Raw genomic sequence first — 19,501 nt, 5'->3', positions numbered from 1 at the left:
TTACCTTTGCAGAAACAGCACCCTGACGGCCTATGTCCTTTTTCTACGTGAAAGCCCTGCACATCATTTTTGTGGTAACTTGGTTTGCCGGCTTGTTCTACATTGTGCGCCTGTTCATCTACTTCGCCGAGGCGCAAGATAAGCCGGAGCCGGAGCGCAGCATCTTGCAGAACCAGTTTAAGATCATGCAAAAGCGCCTGTGGTATGGCATTACGTGGCCTTCGGCAGTGCTCACGCTTATTTTCGGGCTCACCATGTGGCACTTGTACGGGGGTGGTTTTCCGGGCTGGCTCGTTTGGAAACTTGCTTTTGTGGTGGGGCTGTATGTCTACCATTTCTACTGCCACAGCATTTTCAAGCAACAGCAAAACGGCATCATCCGATACAGCTCCACACAGCTGCGCATCTGGAACGAAGTGGCCACGGTTTTCCTGATCGCCATCGTGTTTTTGGTGGTGCTCAAAAATGCGTTGAGTATGGTATGGGGCATTGTGGGACTGCTGCTGTTTTCGGCGCTGCTGATGCTAGCCATCCGCATCTACAAACGAACACGCGAAGCGAAGCAGCCGCGCTAAACCACTGAACAATTCGTGCTTTGCCGCGGATTTTGTACCTTTGAGTAAACACACGTCACATGAAACAACCTGCACTGAAGCCTAACGAGAGAGAACTGATCAAACTGATACGCTTTTTCAGCAAGCGTGCCGCGCGACTGATGGAGGAAGGCGAACTCAGCGCCGAGCATACGCAAATGACAAACGCCTGCGAGAATTTGGAGACGCAGCTGATCACGCATGCCGCTAACCGCACCGCTATCATGGACAAGCGGGAGCGCCTGCTTAACATCATCGAGGACAATGCCCAGTGCCCCAAATGCAACAAAGCCGATATGCTGAAGCGCACAGGTGCCACTACCAACGAGCACGGCTGGAAATGCAATACCTATAAGTGCCGCCGCTGCAACACAGGCTTCACATGGAACCGCCCCAATAACCCTTGGGATATGGTCGAGTTTCTGGAAATGTACATCGGGCAGCTGCAACTGGCCATGGCTGCCGAGCAGAACCAAGATGTGATCAACCATACGGAAGGTGCCGTCGCTCAAATGAAAGAAAGTCTGAACCGTTTGCGCCCGGTATTGCAGACATCAGACGAAGAAGTGGATGCCTTACAGCAGAAAGAGAAAGAGATGGACAAGCTGATTCATCAGTTTAAAACCTATCTGCAAATCGAGAAGATCAAGCTGAACGCCTACCCTGAGGAAGACTCTGAAGAAGAGGAAGAAAATAATCAGTAGAAGTTTTTTTTGGGGCGTTGAACTTTCAATTAGAAAAAGGACGCTCAAGGTGTGGTTTGTATATAGGGAAACAAACTATAAACCATTCTTAAAAATAAAACAGAAAATCCAGTGCATCAGGAATACCTATACCTTGTGCACTGGATTTTTGCTATTTGTATTTAGCTTAGCGTCTTTTACGTCCTCCACCCTTGGCCGCCGGGGCGTTTCTGCTGGCCCCTCTGGAACCTGCACTGCTCTTGCTCCCTGACTTTTTAGCCCCCGGCCCTTTGGATGCCCCACGCTGGCCTCTGCCGCCTTTGGCATCACTCGCTCCGAAACTGCTTTTCTTGCCCGCGCCGCCTTCTTTTCGTGGCGGTCTGCTACCCGACGAAGATTTCTTGCGAGCCGGTTGCGAAGTTTGCGTCTGATTCGCGGCTGCCTTCTTCTTTCCTATGGAGCCTTCTTCTGTCATTACGGAGTCAGCTACCAAGCTGTGGAGCGTGGCAATCTCGGTTTCAGTGAGTTCTCGCCACTGGCCCAGTGGAATTTTGGCAAGCGTGATGTTCATGATGCGGATACGCTGTAGGGTCTGCACTTCATAGCCCAAGGCCTCGGTCATGCGTCGGATCTGGCGGTTCATGCCTTGCGTCAGGATGATGCGGAACTTGTTCGGCCCCAGCTGCTCTACAAAACACTTTTTGGTATTCACCCCGAGAATCGATACCCCATTGCTCATCTTCTGCACAAAATCCTCATTGATTGGCTTGTCCACCGTCACAATATACTCTTTCTCGTGCTTGTTTCCGGCCCGGAGGATTTTATTCACGATGTCACCGTCGTTGGTCAGAAAAATCAGGCCCTCAGAGTCTTTGTCGAGGCGGCCGATCGGGAAAATGCGCTCCGGGTAATTGACAAATCGGATAATGTTATCGCGTTGCGAAAGGTCGGTGGTGGTTTCGATGCCGGCCGGTTTGTTGAGCGCAAGGTATACGGGCTCCACCTGATCGATCTGCAGCGTCTTGCCGTCCACCTGTATCTTGTCTTTGGGTCTCACTCTGGCTCCGACTTCCGGCAGTTTACCATTCACCATCACCCTCCCCTGCTCTATCAGTTTGTCGGCTTCGCGGCGCGAGCAGACGCCTGCGTCGCTGATGAACTTGTTTAGGCGGATGCCGTCGGATGTGTGCTGTGTCATAATATTGAAATGGCCAAGGTATAGCTCAGCCGTGTATTTGTATCTTGTAAAATAACGAGAATTCTTCAGTAATAGCTAACCTCTTCTACCTACAGACTCTGTACCAGCAGGTACCAGACGGCCAACGTAATGAATGAGAGCGGTATACCAAAGCCTACCATCATGGAAGCCAGCCGGGGTTTGAGACCGTAGGAAATGGCCACTATAGAGGCGGTGATCATGGGCGCCATACCTGCCTCAAGAATACTCATCTGCACTACCGGACCGCGCATGCCGAGTAACCCTGCATAGAGCGCATAAATAAGTAAGGGAGCTAGAATCAGCTGGAACGCGAGGCCCAAGAATAGAAAACGCCAGTGCTTGCTTTTTCGCTCAATGCGCAGCTGCATACCCACGCTCACCAGCGCCAGCGGTGTCACGGTGCTGCCCAAGCGGTTGAAGACATCCTTTAAGTCATCGGAAAAATGGAGGTTGGCCACATTCATGGCAAAGGCGATCACAAACACCAGAAAAGGCGGGAACGTGAGAATTTTTAGGCCGATCGCTTTGAAATCCGGCTGCCCTTTAGAAAAGTAAGCGGCTAAGGCTATACCTAGCGTAGAGACAACCATAAAAGTACCGGGCAGATCAACGAGGATGGCCGTCTGCAAACCTTGCTTGCCGTAAAGTGCCTCGATGACCGGGAAGCCAACGAAAGAGGTGTTACCGAGCCCGGCCGTGAGAATCAGGCAACCGATCAGCTTTTTGGACCAGCCATAGATCCTGCCTAAGGTATAGAAGAAGGCCGCCGCAGCTCCAAAACAGATCCAAGCCACGCCCACTGGCAGTAGCACGGTGCTATCGAGCTCCACTTCAGGTATAGCGTACAGCGCCAGAGCCGGCAGCGAAATATGGATAATGAACTGGTTGAGCACCACCGGCGAAGTGCTCGGAAAAGCCGGTACCCGTCGCAGCAATACCCCGATAATCAGGCACAGAAAAAGTAAGATGATGCTGCTCATGCAGGTAGAGGAATTAGAAATTAGAAATTAGAAATGAAGCTTGTGGACGGTATTGTTTAAAAATTTAAGGTATAGTATTGCCCATCAGGAAAATCAATCCCTGTCTCTTGCTCTCAATACGTAACCTCTGATTTCTAAATTTGAATTTCTAATTGCCCAGCAGTGGCTGTTTATTCCTTCTTAAACAATTCCGCGATCATGCAGCGGATGCTGCCGCCCCCGGCTTTCTCGATCATGTGAATCGGCAGGTATAGGACGTGCTCATTGTGAGCCTGCACACGCTCCAATTGCTCAGGTGTCAGACTCTTGTATGCCTTCTTCGACATCACCAGAATGCGCTCGCCCTGCTCGTTTTCGATCTGGAGCATGTTGCCTGCAAAGTGCTGGTAGGTTTGTTCTTTGCTGATCTCGATAATCTCTCTTCCGCTTCCCACCAAGCTGGTGTACAGCTTTTCACGGTCCTGTTCGTCCACCACATCCAGTGCCACCACGGCGTAGGTATCGCCGATGCACATCATCACATTGGTGTGGTAAATCAACTCGCCAGCCGGCCCATAGGCTTCGAACGTAACCGCTTCGTAGCCCAGTTTATCGCAGAAATGTTGCAAGGCTACCAAACTCGTTCGCGGCGACACAGCGGCATAGGCTATTTTGTTTATACGGTCGAGCACTAGGCTACCTGTGCCTTCCAGAAAAACGGGTGTATCGTCTTCTTCAAAGAACTCTAGGGCCACATGCTCCCCGCACTGGCAAGCATGTTTTATCTTGTCAATTACTTCCTCGCGTCGTTCATTCCGTCTGCTAGCAGAAGCCATAGGGTAAGTAACCAGATGCCCCTCGGCATGGGTAGAGAACCAGTTATTCGGGAAAACAGAATCGGGGGTGCCGGCATTATCGGGGTCACGGACAGTGATCACCTCAACGCCCAAGTTCTGAAGTTCAGCCACCGCATTCTTAAACTCGAGCAGGGCGATATCCTGTACCTGATCGGGAGTGAAGTCCTGCAGTTCTTTTTGAAAAGCATTGGTAGCGGCGGCCTCCGGGTTATACCCGAAGCCCGTTGGCTCGACCATTAGGATGGTGCTGGTTGTCTGTTTCATGGCAGGAAGTTTTTCCAAATATACTTCGTTTTTCAGGAAAGAGTGGTCTATAAACTAGACAACTTGGGTTTAGGTTTTACTCTAAAAAATTAAACCGGCTACTCCTGTTGAAGGTATAGCCGGTTTAACAATTAACAATTAGCAATCAACAATTATATCGCCTTTGCCTTATCCTTCAGCCAGTCCAGTTCCTCCTCGTTCAGGTACGGTCCGAGTTGGTCTACTACTAACTGGTTGTAGTCGTTGAGCCACTTGATCTGGCGCTCGTCCAACAGTTCTTTTTTCACCGGAGCCGTGTCGATTAGGGCGAGGGTCAGGTGCTCGAAGGTATAGAACGCACCAAAATCGTTCACTTCATCTGGTATAGTGAGCACGAGGTTCTCGATGCGGATACCGTATTGGTTCGGACGGTAAAGTCCGGGCTCTACGGAAGTGATCATACCCAGCTCGATATCCACTGGCGTTGGTGATGGATTGAACACATGCGGTCCTTCGTGCACGTTCAGGAAGAAACCTACGCCGTGACCAGTGCCATGGCCGTAGTTACGGGCGTGGTCCCAGAGCGGTTTGCGGGTGATGGCATCGATCTGGTAGCCGCGGGTGCCTTTCGGGAAGCGGGCGGTGGCGCCATCAATCATGCCTTTCAGCACCAAGGTATAGTCGGTTTTTTCTTCTTCGGTCAGGTTGCCCAATGAAACCACGCGGGTAATATCGGTGGTGCCGGTAGTGTACTGCCCGCCAGAGTCCAGCAGGAATAAACCATCTGCTTTCAATTCCACATCGCTTTCCGGTGTAGCCTTATAATGCGGCAGGGCACCGTGCGCTTTGTAACCGGCAATGGTGTCAAAACTCTCACCCACAAAGCCCTCCTGCTCTGCCCGGAAGTCAAGCACTTTATCGGCTACGGAAAGTTCGGTGATCGTTTCTTTGCCCAGATTCTCCTCCAGCCATTTGAAGAAGCGCGTCAAGGCCACCCCGTCTTTCACCATCGTTTTGCGTGTGTTTTCTACCTCTACCTCGTTTTTGATAGCCTTGAAGAAAGTCGTCGGATTGGTGTTTTGGATCACACGCACCTCGGTTGGCAGTTGCTTGTACAGCGCGTAGCAATTACGTTTCGGGTCGATTAGGATCGAAGAGCCGGCTGTCAGTTCGGCCAATAGGCGCTCTACCATTTCGTAAGGCTGTAGCTCTACACCATCGGCCATTAGCTTTTTCTTGTCGGCCTCACTTAGTTTAGTCTGGTCAATAAAGAGGATGGCATTGTCCTGACTGATCAGCGCAAAGCTGAGCACGACTGGGTTGCACTTCACATCGGAGCCGCGCAGGTTGAAGAGCCATGCCATGTCGTCGAGTGACGAGATAAGGTGATAGTCGGCTCTCTGCTTTTTGAGGGCTTTACGAAGTGCTTCCAGCTTGGCCGTGGTGGACTGACCGCTTGTCTCCTCTCCTATGAGGTATGCGGGGGAGGTTGGCAGTTCAGGACGGTCCTCCCAGATCGGGTCCAGCAAGTCACGGTCCGAGGCCAGCTCTATACCTAATGGTGCCAGTTCATTTTCCAGCAGTTCTGCCAGTCCCACCGAGATCAGTTTCGCATCATAAGCCACCACATCGCCTTGGTTTAGGCGATCGGCCAGCCAGCCAATGTACTCCGGTGCGTGCTGTGCCTGCAGTTTTACCAGCTCGAAGCCGCTGCCATCCAATTGGTCTTTGGCCTGCACAAAATAACGGGCATCGGTCCAGAGACCAGCAAAGTCTTGCGTGATCACCAGCGTACCGGCCGAGCCGGTAAAGCCTGAGGCAAAGTAAATGCATTTGTAGCGGTCAGGCAGGTACTCGCTGATATGCGGGTCAGCCGAGGGAATGATGTAGGCGCTCAGGCCCTGCTCTTTCATCAGCTGGCGTATGGCGGCCAGTCTTTCCTTATGATTCATAGTTCGTGTCGCTTGGTGAAAGAGGCAAATTAAGGAAAGATGGGGAGAAATGCGCAGGAAGCTTCATTTTTAGGGCACAACAAGCTTACTAGCTACGGCTGCTCCCAACCCCGCCATAACGCTGGATTTCAAAGGGTTTATATTGTCTGTTTTTACTGATTTTTTGCCACACTATCAGCACAACAATTTGACTATCAACATGTAGCTTCACAGCAATTGCACCGTAGTCTTAGCCCTTCTTGCGACACGTGTTGTCCGTAACATCCTACCTACTACCTTTGCGGCCTAAACAAAATGAGAAATGAAGACTTTTTACAAGTATCTTTTGGCTACAGTAGTGTGTATTTTCGCTATTGTAGCATCCGCAGATGCGCAGAGCTTTCACATCAATTCCTCTTCAGGAGCAAACATCCGCAAAGGCCCGGGAACGGACCAAGCCATTGTCGCTAAAATTCCACAAGGCGCTAACGTGAAGGTAATTGAGCGCACCAACAGCAACTGGGTGAAGGTGGAATACAACGGCCAGACTGGCTATGTGGCCTCAGAACTTGTAAAGGAGGGCAGCAGCCCGACCCGCAGCAACAGCTCAAGCAACAGATTCTCCAGCAATACCAGTGGCAACAGACAGTCTTCGAGTACTGCCAAAAAAAGCAGTAGTTCCACTTCCTCCAAAAGGTCTGCTTCTTCTGACTCAAACAAAAACATCGGACTAGGCCTCCGCTTCGGCGACCCTGCTGGCATCACCTTCAAAAAATACAGCGGCAACACCGCTTGGGAAGTGAACCTAGGCAGTTCTTACCGCTGGGGCTACCGCTACGAAGACCGCTTCTACCGCTATGACCGCTTCGAAGACAGAAGGCACTATGATTACAAAGGACACCGTGCCGGTCCTACAACCGCCCTGCAAATCCATTGGCTGAAACACCACGATCTGTCCAATGACGGTGCGCTGCAGTTTTACTTCGGCCTTGGTCCGCAGGCTCGCTTCACCAACGTACACTACCGTTATAAGTATGACGACAGAGAATACTATGAGCGTTTCACGGATCTGGACTTGGGTATAGACGGCGTGCTGGGTCTGGAGTATACCATCCCGAACGCTCCGCTTTCCATCTTCTTGGATGCCAACATTTTTGTGGAGGTGTTTGACGCTCCCGGCTGGATGCACGGGCAGAGCGGCCTTGGTATCCGCTACAACTTCAGATAGGTATAGCTTTAATCGTAAAAAGGCCTTCTCGTCCAAGAACGGGAAGGCCTTTTTTATTCCGCAGGTATAGCCTGACTATTTACTTTTTTTCAGGGCCTGTATCTGCTCTCTGGCATACTGTTTCACTTCACCTTCCCCGTGCTTAAGGGTCTTCTCATAGTATGCAATAGCTTTCTTTTTATCTCCTTTTAGTTTGTAGGCCTGCGCGATGTTGCTGAGTACGATATGGTCGGTAGGCGCTATCATTTCAGCCCGTAACAAAACTTCTAGTGCCTTGTCATGTTCACTCCTGATCATGTGCACAATGGACAAGTTAGACAGACTTTCAATGTGATTGGGATGGTGTTTTAGCACTGTTTCAGAAATACGCTTCATATGCTCCAGCAAGGCATCATCGCCGGTATTATAGAGCTGCACGATGTAGTCCTGCACCGATCCAAGCAATACATCTTTCGGATCTTCCAAGGGCTTATGATCCGACCACAGCCACTTATTCTGAATTTGCTGTCCGTGGTTTAGCGCCTTGATTATTTCTGCTGTGAAGTTTGCATAGTCTCCGACCTCGCCCAGCATGTATACCTTCCCAAAGCGCATGTCCAGCCGGTTAGGGAATTGGGTTATACCTTTGTCGATGTAGTCAAACCCTTTTTGGAGGAGTGTCGGCTCATAGTGTACTTCGCTATACATATAGCCAGCCGGTGCACCACTTGTTTTACCCTCAGCCTGCAACTCCAGCGCCTCCTTCCCTGCCGGCTTTTTATCACTCAGCTGTACTGTCTCCTCCCCGCTTTGCTTTACATAATAATTGAAATACGCAACATACAGCTCTGGATCCTTGCTGTCCGTTGCCTCCCACTTCTGCAGCAGGGTGATTTGTCCGAGTGAGTCCTGCTGATACCCCAAGTCCCGGAATTGGTCTTTGAAGGATTGTCCTGTTGCTTGGATGGTTAAAAGTGATAGGCCAATAACTAAAATGAGTAGCTGTTGCTTCATGTATGTGTGTAGGATATTTAATTCAGTGATATAAAAAATCAGGATTTCTAGAGGCAAACAGACTTTTTCCTTTTTGCTTTTGTCACAAAATCCAAATCATAAATGGCCTCATCAGAAAAACGCATTAGGGCTGATTGCTTCATCTCCTCTAGCTCATTTGCATTCATTTTCTTGAGCTTTCTTTTATAATTCCTGTCTAGCTCATCATTTGCTAGTAGTCTTTTAGCATAAAAAGCAACTTCTTTTGCAAGCGAGTTAGTCTCGTTCAATGAAAGCAGGAAAGTATCTCCTTTGCAAGAGTATGAAAACCACAGAGTCGTTATAATTGATTTCTGCACTTGAATGTCCTGTGTCTGCTGGAAGATGGTGATAAGTGTATCCACATAAGCATTTGGGTTAAGAGGCAACAGACAATATGTTAGGCTGTATCCTTGATTAAAATACATCGCGTGCTGAGGAATGAAGAACGAAAACGTGGAGTCTTCCAGAATTTTTACTGCTGCATCAGTCACATTAACATTATTCTGCGCCAGTTGACTCAAAAGTGAAACATAAACCTTGGGGTCCAAGTCTTTAATATTACTTTTTGAAAAAGCTTCAGCAGCAATCTTAAGATCAGCTTGACGCTTACTTATGATCATAAGTAGATGAGCACCATCAAAATAGAAATAAGGTAAGTGATCGTTTGATAATAGCCGTTCCCGTAACTGGGGTAGATAAGTAGCAGTGTCGGCAATCACCTTCTCAAACAATGAGTCCAATGCTGGCAGCTTCAGTGCTTGCTCCTTCTTCGAGAGTTTGTGTGGATGAAAGTCATACGCCGCATCAACCTCTGCTTTAAAGTCCTGTCCGAAGCATGGGGAAGCCATCAAGATCAGGATTATAAGCAGTATTCTTTCCATAATTTTTCTTTAAGTACAAAAGGCATTTATAACGGGCTTAGACTCACTGTAACTTAGCACCATCGCTAAGTAAAGCTAATGTTAGTCAAAAGTCATAACATTTTTCATATATAGCCTTATCTTTTTATTACACTTCTATACATTGAATTTCTCCCCTCCCAAAACCGCACAAACTGTTCATTACTGAACACTTCCAATCGCCTAAAAATCAGCATTTTAATACTTAAATAGCTGTAAATCAATTATATACATATTTGGCATCTAAATTGGCTGTACCCTCACGAGCATTACCCAATTTAAAACTATGGATCGTGAATTATCAGCCAGCGCCAGACAAGCCCAGAAGCGGAAACGCATCTGGCAAATAGGTATAGCAGTTACCCTCGTGGTAGCCGCTGTGTTTGGCTTTCGAAGCCTCATTGCCCCGAGCATTGCCAGCGCTGAACTCCGAACCGCAATAGTAGAAGAAGGACCGGTGGTGGCGACCATCACGGCTTCAGGCACGGTGGTACCGGAGCATGAGCAGGTGATCACCAGCCCCATTCAGGCGCGCATCGAGCAGGTGGTGCACAACACCGGTGAGCAGGTGCAGCCCGGCGACCAAATCCTGCTGCTCGACAGGGCCTATACCCAGCTGGCCTACGACAAGCTGAAAGACGAGCAGGAACAAAGCCGCCACAAAACGGTGCAGCTCAACCTGAACCTCGAAAAGAAACTCAACGCACTGGCATCGCAGCTGGAAATAAAGCGCATGCGGGTGAGTAGTCTGCAGGCCCAGCTAGAAGATGAGAAGTACCTGCTCCAGATCGGCGGCGGTACGCAGGAGAGCGTGAAGCAGGCCGAACTGAACCTAAAAATCGCGCAGCAGGAACTGGACCAGATCGAGCGCGACATTGTAACGGAACGCCAATTACTCAAAGCCGACGAACAGGAGTTGCGCTATACCTTGGCCATGCAAAGTCGCTCCATCGAAGAACTGGAGCGCAAGATGCAACAGGCAGAAGTGCGTGCCACCCAGCCCGGCGTGATCACTTGGGTGAAGTATGAGATCGGCAGCAACGTAAACGCCGGTGACATCATCGCCCGACTTGCTGACCTGAGCAGCTACCGGGTGCAGGCTACCATTTCAGACGCCTTTGCCAACCAGATCAGCGTCGGCAGCAGTGCCAACGTCCGCATTAACGACACGGACCTGAAAGGCACAATCGCCTCTATTAAACCGACTGTCGAAAACGGGACCGTCACCTTCTTTGTCGCGCTCGAAGAGAAAGCCCATCATCTGCTCCGACCAAGTTTGCGCGTGGATGTGTATGTGAGTACCGTCTCTAAACCTAATACCCTTCGTGTGAAAAATGGCCCCTACTTCAGGTCCGCCGGCAAGCCACAAGTATACGTGCTGCAAGAAGGTGAGCTTATCAGAAGGGACGCGAAAATCGGGGTCAGCAACGTGGACTTTGTGGAACTGGAGTCAGGTGTAATGGCCGGTGATGAAATTGTGATTTCAGATATGACTGAATATCAGCACCTCGACAAAATCAAAATTGAATAAGTTCTGAGTCACTAGTTGGAAGAAGTCTTGTGTCTTATGTACAGAATAAAACTATGAAAAAGCTATACCTATTTTGTTTGTTGTTTGTGATGATGCTTCTGCCCTGCGTGCAAGGTATGGCACAGCCTGCAGTTCGCCAAATGGACCTGCAGGAGGTGATTGCCTTGGCGCAGGAGCAGTCAGCAGCGGCGCGGCAGGCAGAGACTAGCCGGGAAAACAGCTATTGGCAGTGGCGTAGCTTTAAGTCTGAGTACCGTCCACAACTCGGCCTAACTGGAACGCTACCCGATTTCAGCCGCACGATTATGCCGGTTACGCAACCCGACGGCACCACCGATTTCAAACCGGTGTCAATCAACAACTCCGAACTGGGACTGAGCCTGAGCCAAGTAATAGGTCCGACAGGCGGGCGAGTGTTTGTGACTTCGCTGATGCAGCGTTTCGATGACTTTGACCGTGGCCAGACCCGCTACAATGGTAACCCTGCCATTATCGGTATCGAGCAGCCAATGTTTGCCTACAATGAGCTAGCTTGGGCTAAAAAGATTGAGCCGCTCAGATACCAAGAGTCTCAGCGCAAATTTCTGGAAGAGCGCGAGCAGGTAGCTGTGAAAGCCACCGAGCTCTACTTTGACCTCTTGCTGGCTCAGACCAACCACAGTATCGCCAGCAAGAACCAGTCAAATAACGACACGCTTTACCAGATCGCCAACGAAAAATATAAACTGGGTCGCCTTTCCAAAAACGATCTGTTGCAGCTGAGGTTAGCCGTGCTCAACGCCGAACTGGCCATGGCGCAGGCCGCGCTGGATCAGCAGACCGCCGCCCTCGCCCTGAAGACTTACATCGGCATGAAAGACACCGACGAGCTGCGATTGCGCACACCGGAAGGTATACCGGCTGGCATTGTGGAGGCTGTACCGGCGTTGGCAGAAGCAAAGAAGAACCGAAAAGAGAGTCTGAATTTCAGCAGAAGGCTGCTGGAAGCGGAAGGACTGGTCGCCAAAGCCAAAGGTGACAACGGACTAAACGCCAGCCTCTTCGCCACTTTTGGACTGACAAACAGAGGGGCTTCTTTTACAGATATCTATACCCATCCTGAAAACCAGCAGCGAGCCCGCATCGGTTTTACGATGCCGATCATGGACTGGGGCCGGCAGCGCTCGATCTACAAAGTGGCGGAGCTGAACAAACAACTGGTGCAGTACACCGTGGATCAGGAGGAAGCCAATTTTGAACAGGCCGTGCTCACGCAGGTGAACCAATACAACACTCTCAAAGCCCGTCTCGCTACCACCGCCGAAGCCGATGCTATTGCGGCAGAGCGCTACGAGATCGCCAAAAACACCTTCGTGATCGGCCGCATCAGCATCACGGACCTAAACATCGCCCTAAGCGAGAAAGACCAAGCTCGGCGCGCCCACATCGCCTCACTCAGCTCCTTCTGGATAGCGCACTATACCTTGAGGCAATTGACGCTTTATGATTTTGAGGAACAGCAACCCCTCCCCGGCCCTCCCCTAAGAACAGGGGAGGGAGTTGGAAAATGAATTATGCTAACACACTAATATGAGTGATTTAAATGATGTAAAAACCTATAAATTATAAACTTCTAACTTAGCTCCCTCCCCTGTTTTTAGGGGAGGGCTGGGGAGGGGTAAAAACACAAAACTATGATCACGTTAAAGAACATCGAAAAAGTCTACCAGACCAAGACCATTGAGACGGTAGCCCTGCACAATGTCAACCTGCACATTCCCAAAGGGGAGTTTGTGTCCATCATGGGTCCGTCGGGTTGCGGCAAAAGTACGCTGCTCAATATCATGGGCCTTCTAGACGAGCCCACCAATGGGCTGGTAGAGATAGACGGCACGCCCATCGGCAGGTATAGAGACAAGGAACTGTCACAGCTGCGAAACCAGAAGATCGGGTTTGTTTTCCAGAGCTATCACCTCATCAACGACCTCAGTGTGCTCGACAATGTAGAACTGCCCCTCCTCTACCGCAGCGGCGTATCAGCTGCCGAAACCAGAAGACTTGCTCTGACGGCACTGGAGAAAGTGGGACTAAGCGCCCGCACCAAGCACTACCCGAGCCAACTCTCCGGCGGCCAACGCCAGCGGGTGGCCATTGCCCGCGCACTCATCGGTCAGCCCGAGATCATACTGGCCGACGAACCAACGGGTAACCTCGACTCCGTGATGGGCGAAGAGATTATGAACATCCTACTCCAGTTGAACAGTGTGGATGGCACTACCATCGTGATGGTGACGCACGACGAGAACATGGCCCACAAGACCGAGCGCCTGATCCGCTTCTTTGACGGGCAGCAGGTATCCGATGCCAAAACTGCCACGCACGAATTTCAAAAGGTATAGGCCATGCTCAAGAACTACATCAAAATAGCTTGGAAGGTGCTCTTGCGGCGCAAGTTCTTCACCTTCATCAGCCTCTTCGGCATCAGTTTCACACTGATGGTGCTCATGGTGGCCACCTCCCTTTTTGACCATGCTTTTGGTCCGCAAATGCCAGAACGGGAAATGGATAAACTGCTTTTCGTGAACACCATGCGAGAGCAGAAACAGGAAGGCGGCTTTATGACGAGCGGCCCGCCCAGCTACCACTTCCTTCACAATAACGTCCGCACCCTGCAGACGCCCGAAAATGTCTCCATCAACTCGGTGTTTAGGACAGTCAATAGTTATGTCAATAACCGCAAACTGGCGCTTGATCTCAAGCATACCGATCAGGCGTTTTGGGATATTCTGGATTTCAACTTTCTGGAGGGCGCCCCATTTGGCCAACAGGAAGTAGACGGAGCGAGCCGTGTGGCTGTGATTAACGAGAGCACGCGCAAACAGTATTTTGGCTCTAGTAAGGTTGTCGGGAAAGACATTGTGTTGGACCAAGTGACCTATCGTGTTGTGGGTGTGGTGGAAGATGTGCCTGTGCTGCGTCTTCACTCCTACGCCGATGTATGGGTTCCAATCTCGTTGCGTAGTCAGGATTTCAACAAAGCGAGACTGCACGGCAGCTACTTTGCCACCATCAAGGCTAAAAACTCCGCAGACATACCTAAAATAAAAGAGGAGTATGCAGCCATGATGCAACATGCTGAGCGCCAGCATCCCGAGCAGGGAACTGAGCTTTATTCTTTTCCTGACACGATACTAGAGAGTTTTGCGCGCACCTTTTTAGGAAGAGGTCAGGAAGCCGGACTGAGCATGCTTTATACTGTACTGGCAGGTCTCATATTTCTCTTTATGCTGCTGCCTACCATTAACTTGGTTAGCATCAACATAAGCCGCATCATGGAGCGTTCTTCCGAAATCGGTGTACGAAAAGCATTCGGGGCCTCCTCTTCCACTATTATCGGGCAGTTCATCGTCGAGAACGTTTTTCTGACACTCTTAGGTGGCATCTTGGGCTTTCTGCTGTCTGCAGCCGTGCTAAAGATTATCAACGACAGTGGCGTAATTGTATATGCTGATCTGGGGCTTAATCTTCGGGTGTTTGCTTGGGGCCTGCTGCTGAGCCTTGTTTTTGGTTTATTCTCCGGGGTATACCCCGCTTATAAAATGTCACGCTTAAAAGCCGTAGAGGCACTGAAAGGAGGCACAAAATGATACGCCATCTATTTAAACTGATCTGGAACAGGAAGAAGAGTAATTTCCTGCTGATCACCGAGATTTTCTTCTGCTTTCTGGTGCTCTTCGCAGTCTTGAGTTTAGTCGTGCACAATGTGCGCAACTACAGCAAACCGCTTGGCTTTGAGCACGAGAACGTCTGGCTGCTGACAATGCGCCCCGCTTCCGACTCGACGGAGCTTAACCGCCAGAACCTAGAGCAGGTACTGCAACGCACCAAAGCTTTTCAGGAGGTGGAAAGCGTGGCGCTGACTACCAGCAATGCACCTTTTGCATTCAGTCAAATGAACAATAACCTTGCTTATGGTCAGAAAGAAATAATGGCCAATGAGTACTTGGTGCAGGACGATTTTAAAGAAGTCATGCAGGTGCAGGTGAGCCAAGGCCGTTGGTTTGGGCGACAAGACGACGCCTCTCATCACCAGCCGATCGTCATTAACAGGGCACTACAACAACAATTGTTTGAAGGAGAAGATCCTTTAGGGAAGCTTATACCTAGAAACGACTCTTTAAATTACCAAGTGGTTGGCATAGTAGAACATTACCGACCGAGCAGTGAGTACACAGCTGAAGAGCCGGGCTTCTTTGTCCGTATTGATCTGCCAAAAAATGAGAACGCTTTTTACGGTGAGCTCCTGATTCGGGTGAAGCGGGGAACAGGCGTAGCCTTTGAGGAAAAGATGGTAAAAGAGCTGTCAGGTATAACCAAAGACTGGACGCTGGAGGTATCTACTCTCGAAAAGATGCGTCAGAATAAGTCAAAGCTCGCCATAGTGCCTCTGATCGCACTGGCAGTGGTCTGCAGCTTCCTGATCTTCAACGTGGCACTTGGCCTGTTCGGGGTGCTGTGGTATAACATCAGCCGTCGCAACGGGGAAATCGGGCTGCGGCGTGCCATGGGCGCCTCTTCTGGACAGATTTATCGCCAGTTTATCGGCGAGGTGCTGGTGCTAGCCACCTTTAGCCTGCTACTGGGAGTGGCTTTTGCCGTGCAGTTTCCGCTGTTGCAGGTATTTGAGGTTGAGTCGGCGGTGTATTTCATTGCGCTAGGTATGGCGGTCAGCATCATCTACCTGCTGGTTATGGGTTGTGCTTTCTACCCAAGCCGCCAAGCTGCAGCCATTCATCCGGCCATTGCCCTGCATGAAGAGTAATAGCAATTTATACCTAAAAAATTTATCTTTATACCTGACTCGATAACTCCAGCCTCATGATCCTGATTATAGACGATGATATTGCGGTTCGCGCCTCACTTGGCATCCTGCTCAAGCAGCAGGGTTTCAAGACCAAAGAGGCCGCCTCACCCCGCGAGGCGCTGGAACTTGCCCGACAGCAGGAACCGCAGCTGGTGATCATGGACATGAACTTCTCCATTGAGACTTCGGGGCACGACGGTCTGCTACTGCTCGGGCAGTTCAGGGAGCTACTGCCGCAGGTGCCCGTCATTCTGATCACGGGCTGGGGCTCTATTAGCTTGGCGGTGGAGGGCATGCGTGCCGGCGCCGCCGATTTTATCACCAAGCCTTGGAGCAACGACTATCTGATGCAGTCCGTGCGCACGGCTTTGAGTCTATCGCAGCAGGCTACCGGAAAAGAAGAAGGCCTGAGCCGCAAAAAGCTGGACCAGCAGTATGATTTCAAGAACATTGTAGGGCAGGACCCGCACCTGTTGCAGATTCTGAAGCGGATCGGCCAGATCGCCCCCACTGATGCCTCGGTGCTGATAGAGGGCGAGAGCGGTACGGGCAAGGAGTTGATAGCGGAGGCGGTGCACCGCAACAGTCTCCGCAAATCCCAACCTTTTGTAAAGGTGAACCTAGGAGGCATCTCGTCTAGCCTATTTGAGAGCGAGATGTTCGGCCACAAGCGGGGTGCCTTTACCGACGCCAAAGCCGACCGTGTGGGTCGATTTGAGATGGCAAACAAAGGCACCATCTTCCTCGACGAGATCGGTGAGCTGGACATGAACAGTCAGGTAAAGCTCCTGCGGGTGCTGCAGGACCGAACTTACGAGGTGCTGGGCGACAGCCGCTCCCGCAAGCTCGACATCCGAGTGGTTTGCGCCACCAACCGCAACTTGGAGCAGTTGGTCGAGGAAGGCAAGTTTCGCGAAGATCTCTTTTACCGCATCAACCTGATCAAGGTGCGTATACCTGCCCTGCGGGAGCGATCTGATGACATCCCGCTGCTGGTGCAGTTCTTTGTCGAGAACCTGAAAAAAACCTACCACCGCCCTGATTTAGAAATAAACCCTAAAGCCTTGCAATGGCTGAAGGAGCTCCCCTTCCCGGGCAACATCCGCGAACTCAAAAACCTTGTGGAGCGCACAGTGCTGGTGGCGGAGAATGAGGTACTCAGAGCCGAAGATTTTCAGGCACAGGCGCAGCATGGTCCTGTGAAGGTGGGTGACAAAGCGTTGCCAGCCGTAGGCACCATGACGCTGGAAGAGCTCGAAGCTTCCATGATCAAAAAATCGATGGCCTATTACCACAACAACATCAGCAAAGTGGCCCGGGCACTGGGCCTAAGCCGTGCCGCTCTGTACCGTCGCCTCGAAAAGTTCGGCATCCCGTATGAATCTCAGGACTAAGTTCATCCTCTTTGCGGTCGTGGTGCATGGTCTGCTGGCAGCCATGGCCTATTTCCTGCTGCAGGAAAACAAACTCCTGTTCATAGGTATGGAGGTGCTCGTGCTGGTCTCGGTCATTATTACCGTGCAGCTGTATAGTGCTTTTTTTAAGCCACTCAACCTGATCCGGGCAGGAATAGAATCCATCCGCGACAAAGACTTCTCCACCAAATTTGTGCCGGTGGGACAGCAAGAGCTAGACGAGCTGGTGGACGTGTACAACCGTATGATCGAGCAGTTGCGGCAGGAGCGTGTGGCCCAAGCCGAAAAGCACTTCCTGCTCGCAAAGATCATACAGGCCTCCCCCGCCGGCATCATCCTGCTCGACTTCGATAATAACATAGACAGTATCAATCCGGCGGCGGAGCGTTTTATCAATCAGAAAGCGCAGCAGCTAGTAGGCACACCCCTAGGCAGCCTGCCGGAGGCTTGGGCAAGGGAACTGGTGCAAGTGCAGCTCGGCCAGTCGCATACCTTCCGGATGAACGGCATACGCACCTACCGCTGCCACCGGGCCCAATTCATAGACCGGGGTTTCCAGCGGGCCTTTATATTAATAGAGGAATTGACAGAAGCCATCATCAAAAATGAGCGACAGGCCTACGAGAAGGTGATTCGGATGATGTCGCATGAAGTGAACAACTCCACCGGCGCCATCAACTCCATCCTCGATTCGGTACAGTTCTATACCTCACAGATCGCCGAAGACCAGCGCGAAGACTTTACATACGCCCTGCAGGTGGCCATTGACCGGAATGCCAACCTGAGCAAGTTCATGGCCAATTTCGCTGATGTGGTGCGCCTTCCACCTCCCAACAGGAAACAAGTTACGGTGCAGGACCTGCTACACCGGCTGGAGCGCCTCATGCAGCCCCAGCTCGCGCAGCGGCATATCAAAATGTGTATGCGACTGCCTGATGCGCCCCTGCTTATACCCATGGACGAGCAGCAGATGGAGCAGGCCTTACTCAATATTCTGAAAAACGCCATGGAGGCTGTGCAAGAGAACGGACACATCTGGGTAGAGCTGCAACAGCACCCTGCCTGCCTCACTATAACAGACGATGGAGAAGGTATCCCGGAGCACGTGCGCCCACAGCTGTTCACACCTTTCTTCAGCACCAAAGAGACCGGGCAGGGCATCGGGTTGACCATGATTCGGGAAATTTTAATGAGCCATGGATTTTCTTTCTCGTTGGCGCCCAACAGTTTAGGCCATACTGCTTTTGTAGTTTCATTTGAATCCTGATAACCAGAAGCACTTGCCTGTATTAAAACTGGTATTATATTGATACAAAATCAACTTAAGTGGCTTAATTATAGCATCATTTCAATAATACCCTAAATTTTTAAACGAATGTAACCCTAATGTTAATTTTTCCGTAGCCCCTCGCATACAACCTATGTTATAATCCGCTATATTAGTTCTATAGTTAGTTTATTAATGTAAAGATGGAATACAACATAGTAGTAGCCCCAAACCTCGAGACACTCGCAACAGAAGTTGCCGTACTTTTTCCGCAAGGCTGGAAGCTTAAAGGTGGAATCACTGAACACTCTAATGGATTCTCCCAGCAGTTGGTACGTAAAACCGTTGACAAACTAAAGAACCGCCAGTCCGCTCCCGTCGCTGCGAGGCAACGCAGGACCAAATGGATTGAATAGTCTGCTACTATCACCCTTTCTATATGTATGGAAACCACCTCTTTTGTGCCTAGGCCAAAAGAGGTGGTTTTGTTTTTGCCCTTCCCTCATGGAGTATAACATTAGGCACTTCTTCTTTTTTCTTTGCCTTCCCACATCTTCGCATGAATAGCCAGTCAGTTTTATAATTGCATTATTCATATAAATAATTCACCAAGCATTCACTCTATACACTCCCACATCTTAATTCCCGATTTTAATATCATCTATTTTATCTTAACGCAACATACTGATTTACAGCAGTATGAAAATATCACAAAGCTTCCCCTCTATTAAATTGGCATAATATTTTGTCAAATAAGAATCTTTTTGAGACTCCTGCAGTATATATGGCTGATGCAATTTTTTGGATAATGCAATCCGC

At 50.3% G+C, this 19,501-nt stretch carries 16 protein-coding genes; 10 read left to right on the top strand and 6 right to left on the bottom strand.

Going from position 1 to position 19,501, the window contains the following annotated elements; genetic code table 11:
* Positions 1 to 32 precede the first annotated feature (32 nt).
* A complete protein-coding gene (locus Q1A04_RS15350) occupies positions 33 to 575 on the top strand; it encodes a CopD family protein (protein WP_299707772.1) in 543 nt (180 codons plus the stop codon).
* 59 nt (positions 576 to 634) lie between these two features.
* The gene (locus Q1A04_RS15345; RefSeq protein ID WP_299707770.1) at positions 635 to 1,297 is read left to right on the top strand and encodes a hypothetical protein; all 663 of its coding nucleotides are present in this window, start codon (positions 635 to 637) and stop codon (positions 1,295 to 1,297) included.
* A gap of 166 nt (positions 1,298 to 1,463) precedes the next feature.
* On the opposite strand, the gene rluF is transcribed toward Q1A04_RS15345, so the two are convergent.
* From rluF to Q1A04_RS15325, 4 genes are all read right to left on the bottom strand, one after another.
* Positions 1,464 to 2,474, bottom strand: coding sequence for a 23S rRNA pseudouridine(2604) synthase RluF (rluF, locus tag Q1A04_RS15340; RefSeq protein WP_299707769.1), 1,011 nt, complete (start codon positions 2,472 to 2,474; stop codon positions 1,464 to 1,466).
* A gap of 89 nt (positions 2,475 to 2,563) precedes the next feature.
* Positions 2,564 to 3,475, bottom strand: a complete 912-nt coding sequence (locus Q1A04_RS15335; RefSeq protein WP_299707767.1) for an AEC family transporter — start codon at positions 3,473 to 3,475, stop codon at positions 2,564 to 2,566.
* Between the two features lie 170 nt (positions 3,476 to 3,645).
* Positions 3,646 to 4,575, bottom strand: a complete 930-nt coding sequence (ctlX, locus tag Q1A04_RS15330; protein WP_299707765.1) for a citrulline utilization hydrolase CtlX — start codon at positions 4,573 to 4,575, stop codon at positions 3,646 to 3,648.
* Between the two features lie 152 nt (positions 4,576 to 4,727).
* On the bottom strand, positions 4,728 to 6,506 hold the full coding sequence (locus tag Q1A04_RS15325) for an aminopeptidase P family protein (protein WP_299707763.1): 1,779 nt from the start codon (positions 6,504 to 6,506) through the stop codon (positions 4,728 to 4,730).
* Positions 6,507 to 6,807: 301 nt separating this feature from the next.
* On the opposite strand from Q1A04_RS15325, the gene Q1A04_RS15320 reads away from it, so the two are divergent.
* Entirely contained in the window at positions 6,808 to 7,713 is a 906-nt protein-coding gene (locus Q1A04_RS15320) for an SH3 domain-containing protein (RefSeq protein ID WP_299707762.1), read from the top strand.
* Between the two features lie 75 nt (positions 7,714 to 7,788).
* On the opposite strand, the gene Q1A04_RS15315 is transcribed toward Q1A04_RS15320, so the two are convergent.
* A complete protein-coding gene (locus Q1A04_RS15315) occupies positions 7,789 to 8,706 on the bottom strand; it encodes a tetratricopeptide repeat protein (RefSeq protein ID WP_299707761.1) in 918 nt (305 codons plus the stop codon).
* 47 nt (positions 8,707 to 8,753) lie between these two features.
* Positions 8,754 to 9,608 (bottom strand): hypothetical protein, encoded by an 855-nt coding sequence (locus Q1A04_RS15310; RefSeq protein WP_299707760.1) that lies wholly within the window; start codon positions 9,606 to 9,608, stop codon positions 8,754 to 8,756.
* A gap of 304 nt (positions 9,609 to 9,912) precedes the next feature.
* On the opposite strand from Q1A04_RS15310, the gene Q1A04_RS15305 reads away from it, so the two are divergent.
* The 7 genes from Q1A04_RS15305 to Q1A04_RS15275 all read left to right on the top strand — a co-directional run bounded on the left by Q1A04_RS15305 (position 9,913) and on the right by Q1A04_RS15275 (position 18,682).
* Complete coding sequence (locus Q1A04_RS15305) at positions 9,913 to 11,157, top strand: HlyD family efflux transporter periplasmic adaptor subunit (RefSeq protein ID WP_299707758.1); 1,245 nt, start codon at positions 9,913 to 9,915, stop codon at positions 11,155 to 11,157.
* Between the two features lie 53 nt (positions 11,158 to 11,210).
* On the top strand, positions 11,211 to 12,707 hold the full coding sequence (locus tag Q1A04_RS15300) for a TolC family protein (protein WP_299707756.1): 1,497 nt from the start codon (positions 11,211 to 11,213) through the stop codon (positions 12,705 to 12,707).
* A gap of 123 nt (positions 12,708 to 12,830) precedes the next feature.
* Entirely contained in the window at positions 12,831 to 13,535 is a 705-nt protein-coding gene (locus tag Q1A04_RS15295) for an ABC transporter ATP-binding protein (protein ID WP_299707754.1), read from the top strand.
* A 3-nt stretch (positions 13,536 to 13,538) separates the two neighbouring features.
* Positions 13,539 to 14,783 (top strand): ABC transporter permease, encoded by a 1,245-nt coding sequence (locus Q1A04_RS15290; RefSeq protein ID WP_299707752.1) that lies wholly within the window; start codon positions 13,539 to 13,541, stop codon positions 14,781 to 14,783.
* A complete protein-coding gene (locus tag Q1A04_RS15285) occupies positions 14,780 to 15,958 on the top strand; it encodes an ABC transporter permease (RefSeq protein ID WP_299707750.1) in 1,179 nt (392 codons plus the stop codon). Before Q1A04_RS15290 ends, Q1A04_RS15285 begins: the two co-directional genes overlap by 4 nt.
* A 56-nt stretch (positions 15,959 to 16,014) precedes the next feature.
* On the top strand, positions 16,015 to 17,394 hold the full coding sequence (locus Q1A04_RS15280) for a sigma-54 dependent transcriptional regulator (protein ID WP_299707749.1): 1,380 nt from the start codon (positions 16,015 to 16,017) through the stop codon (positions 17,392 to 17,394).
* Entirely contained in the window at positions 17,378 to 18,682 is a 1,305-nt protein-coding gene (locus Q1A04_RS15275; protein ID WP_299707747.1) for an ATP-binding protein, read from the top strand. Before Q1A04_RS15280 ends, Q1A04_RS15275 begins: the two co-directional genes overlap by 17 nt.
* Positions 18,683 to 19,501: the final 819 nt, after the last annotated feature.

The organism is uncultured Pontibacter sp., from assembly GCF_947499215.1.
In the GTDB taxonomy this organism is placed as follows: domain Bacteria; phylum Bacteroidota; class Bacteroidia; order Cytophagales; family Hymenobacteraceae; genus Pontibacter.
The sequence above is the reverse complement of the archived record's forward strand: the minus strand, read 5'-3'. Positions and strand labels throughout refer to the sequence as shown.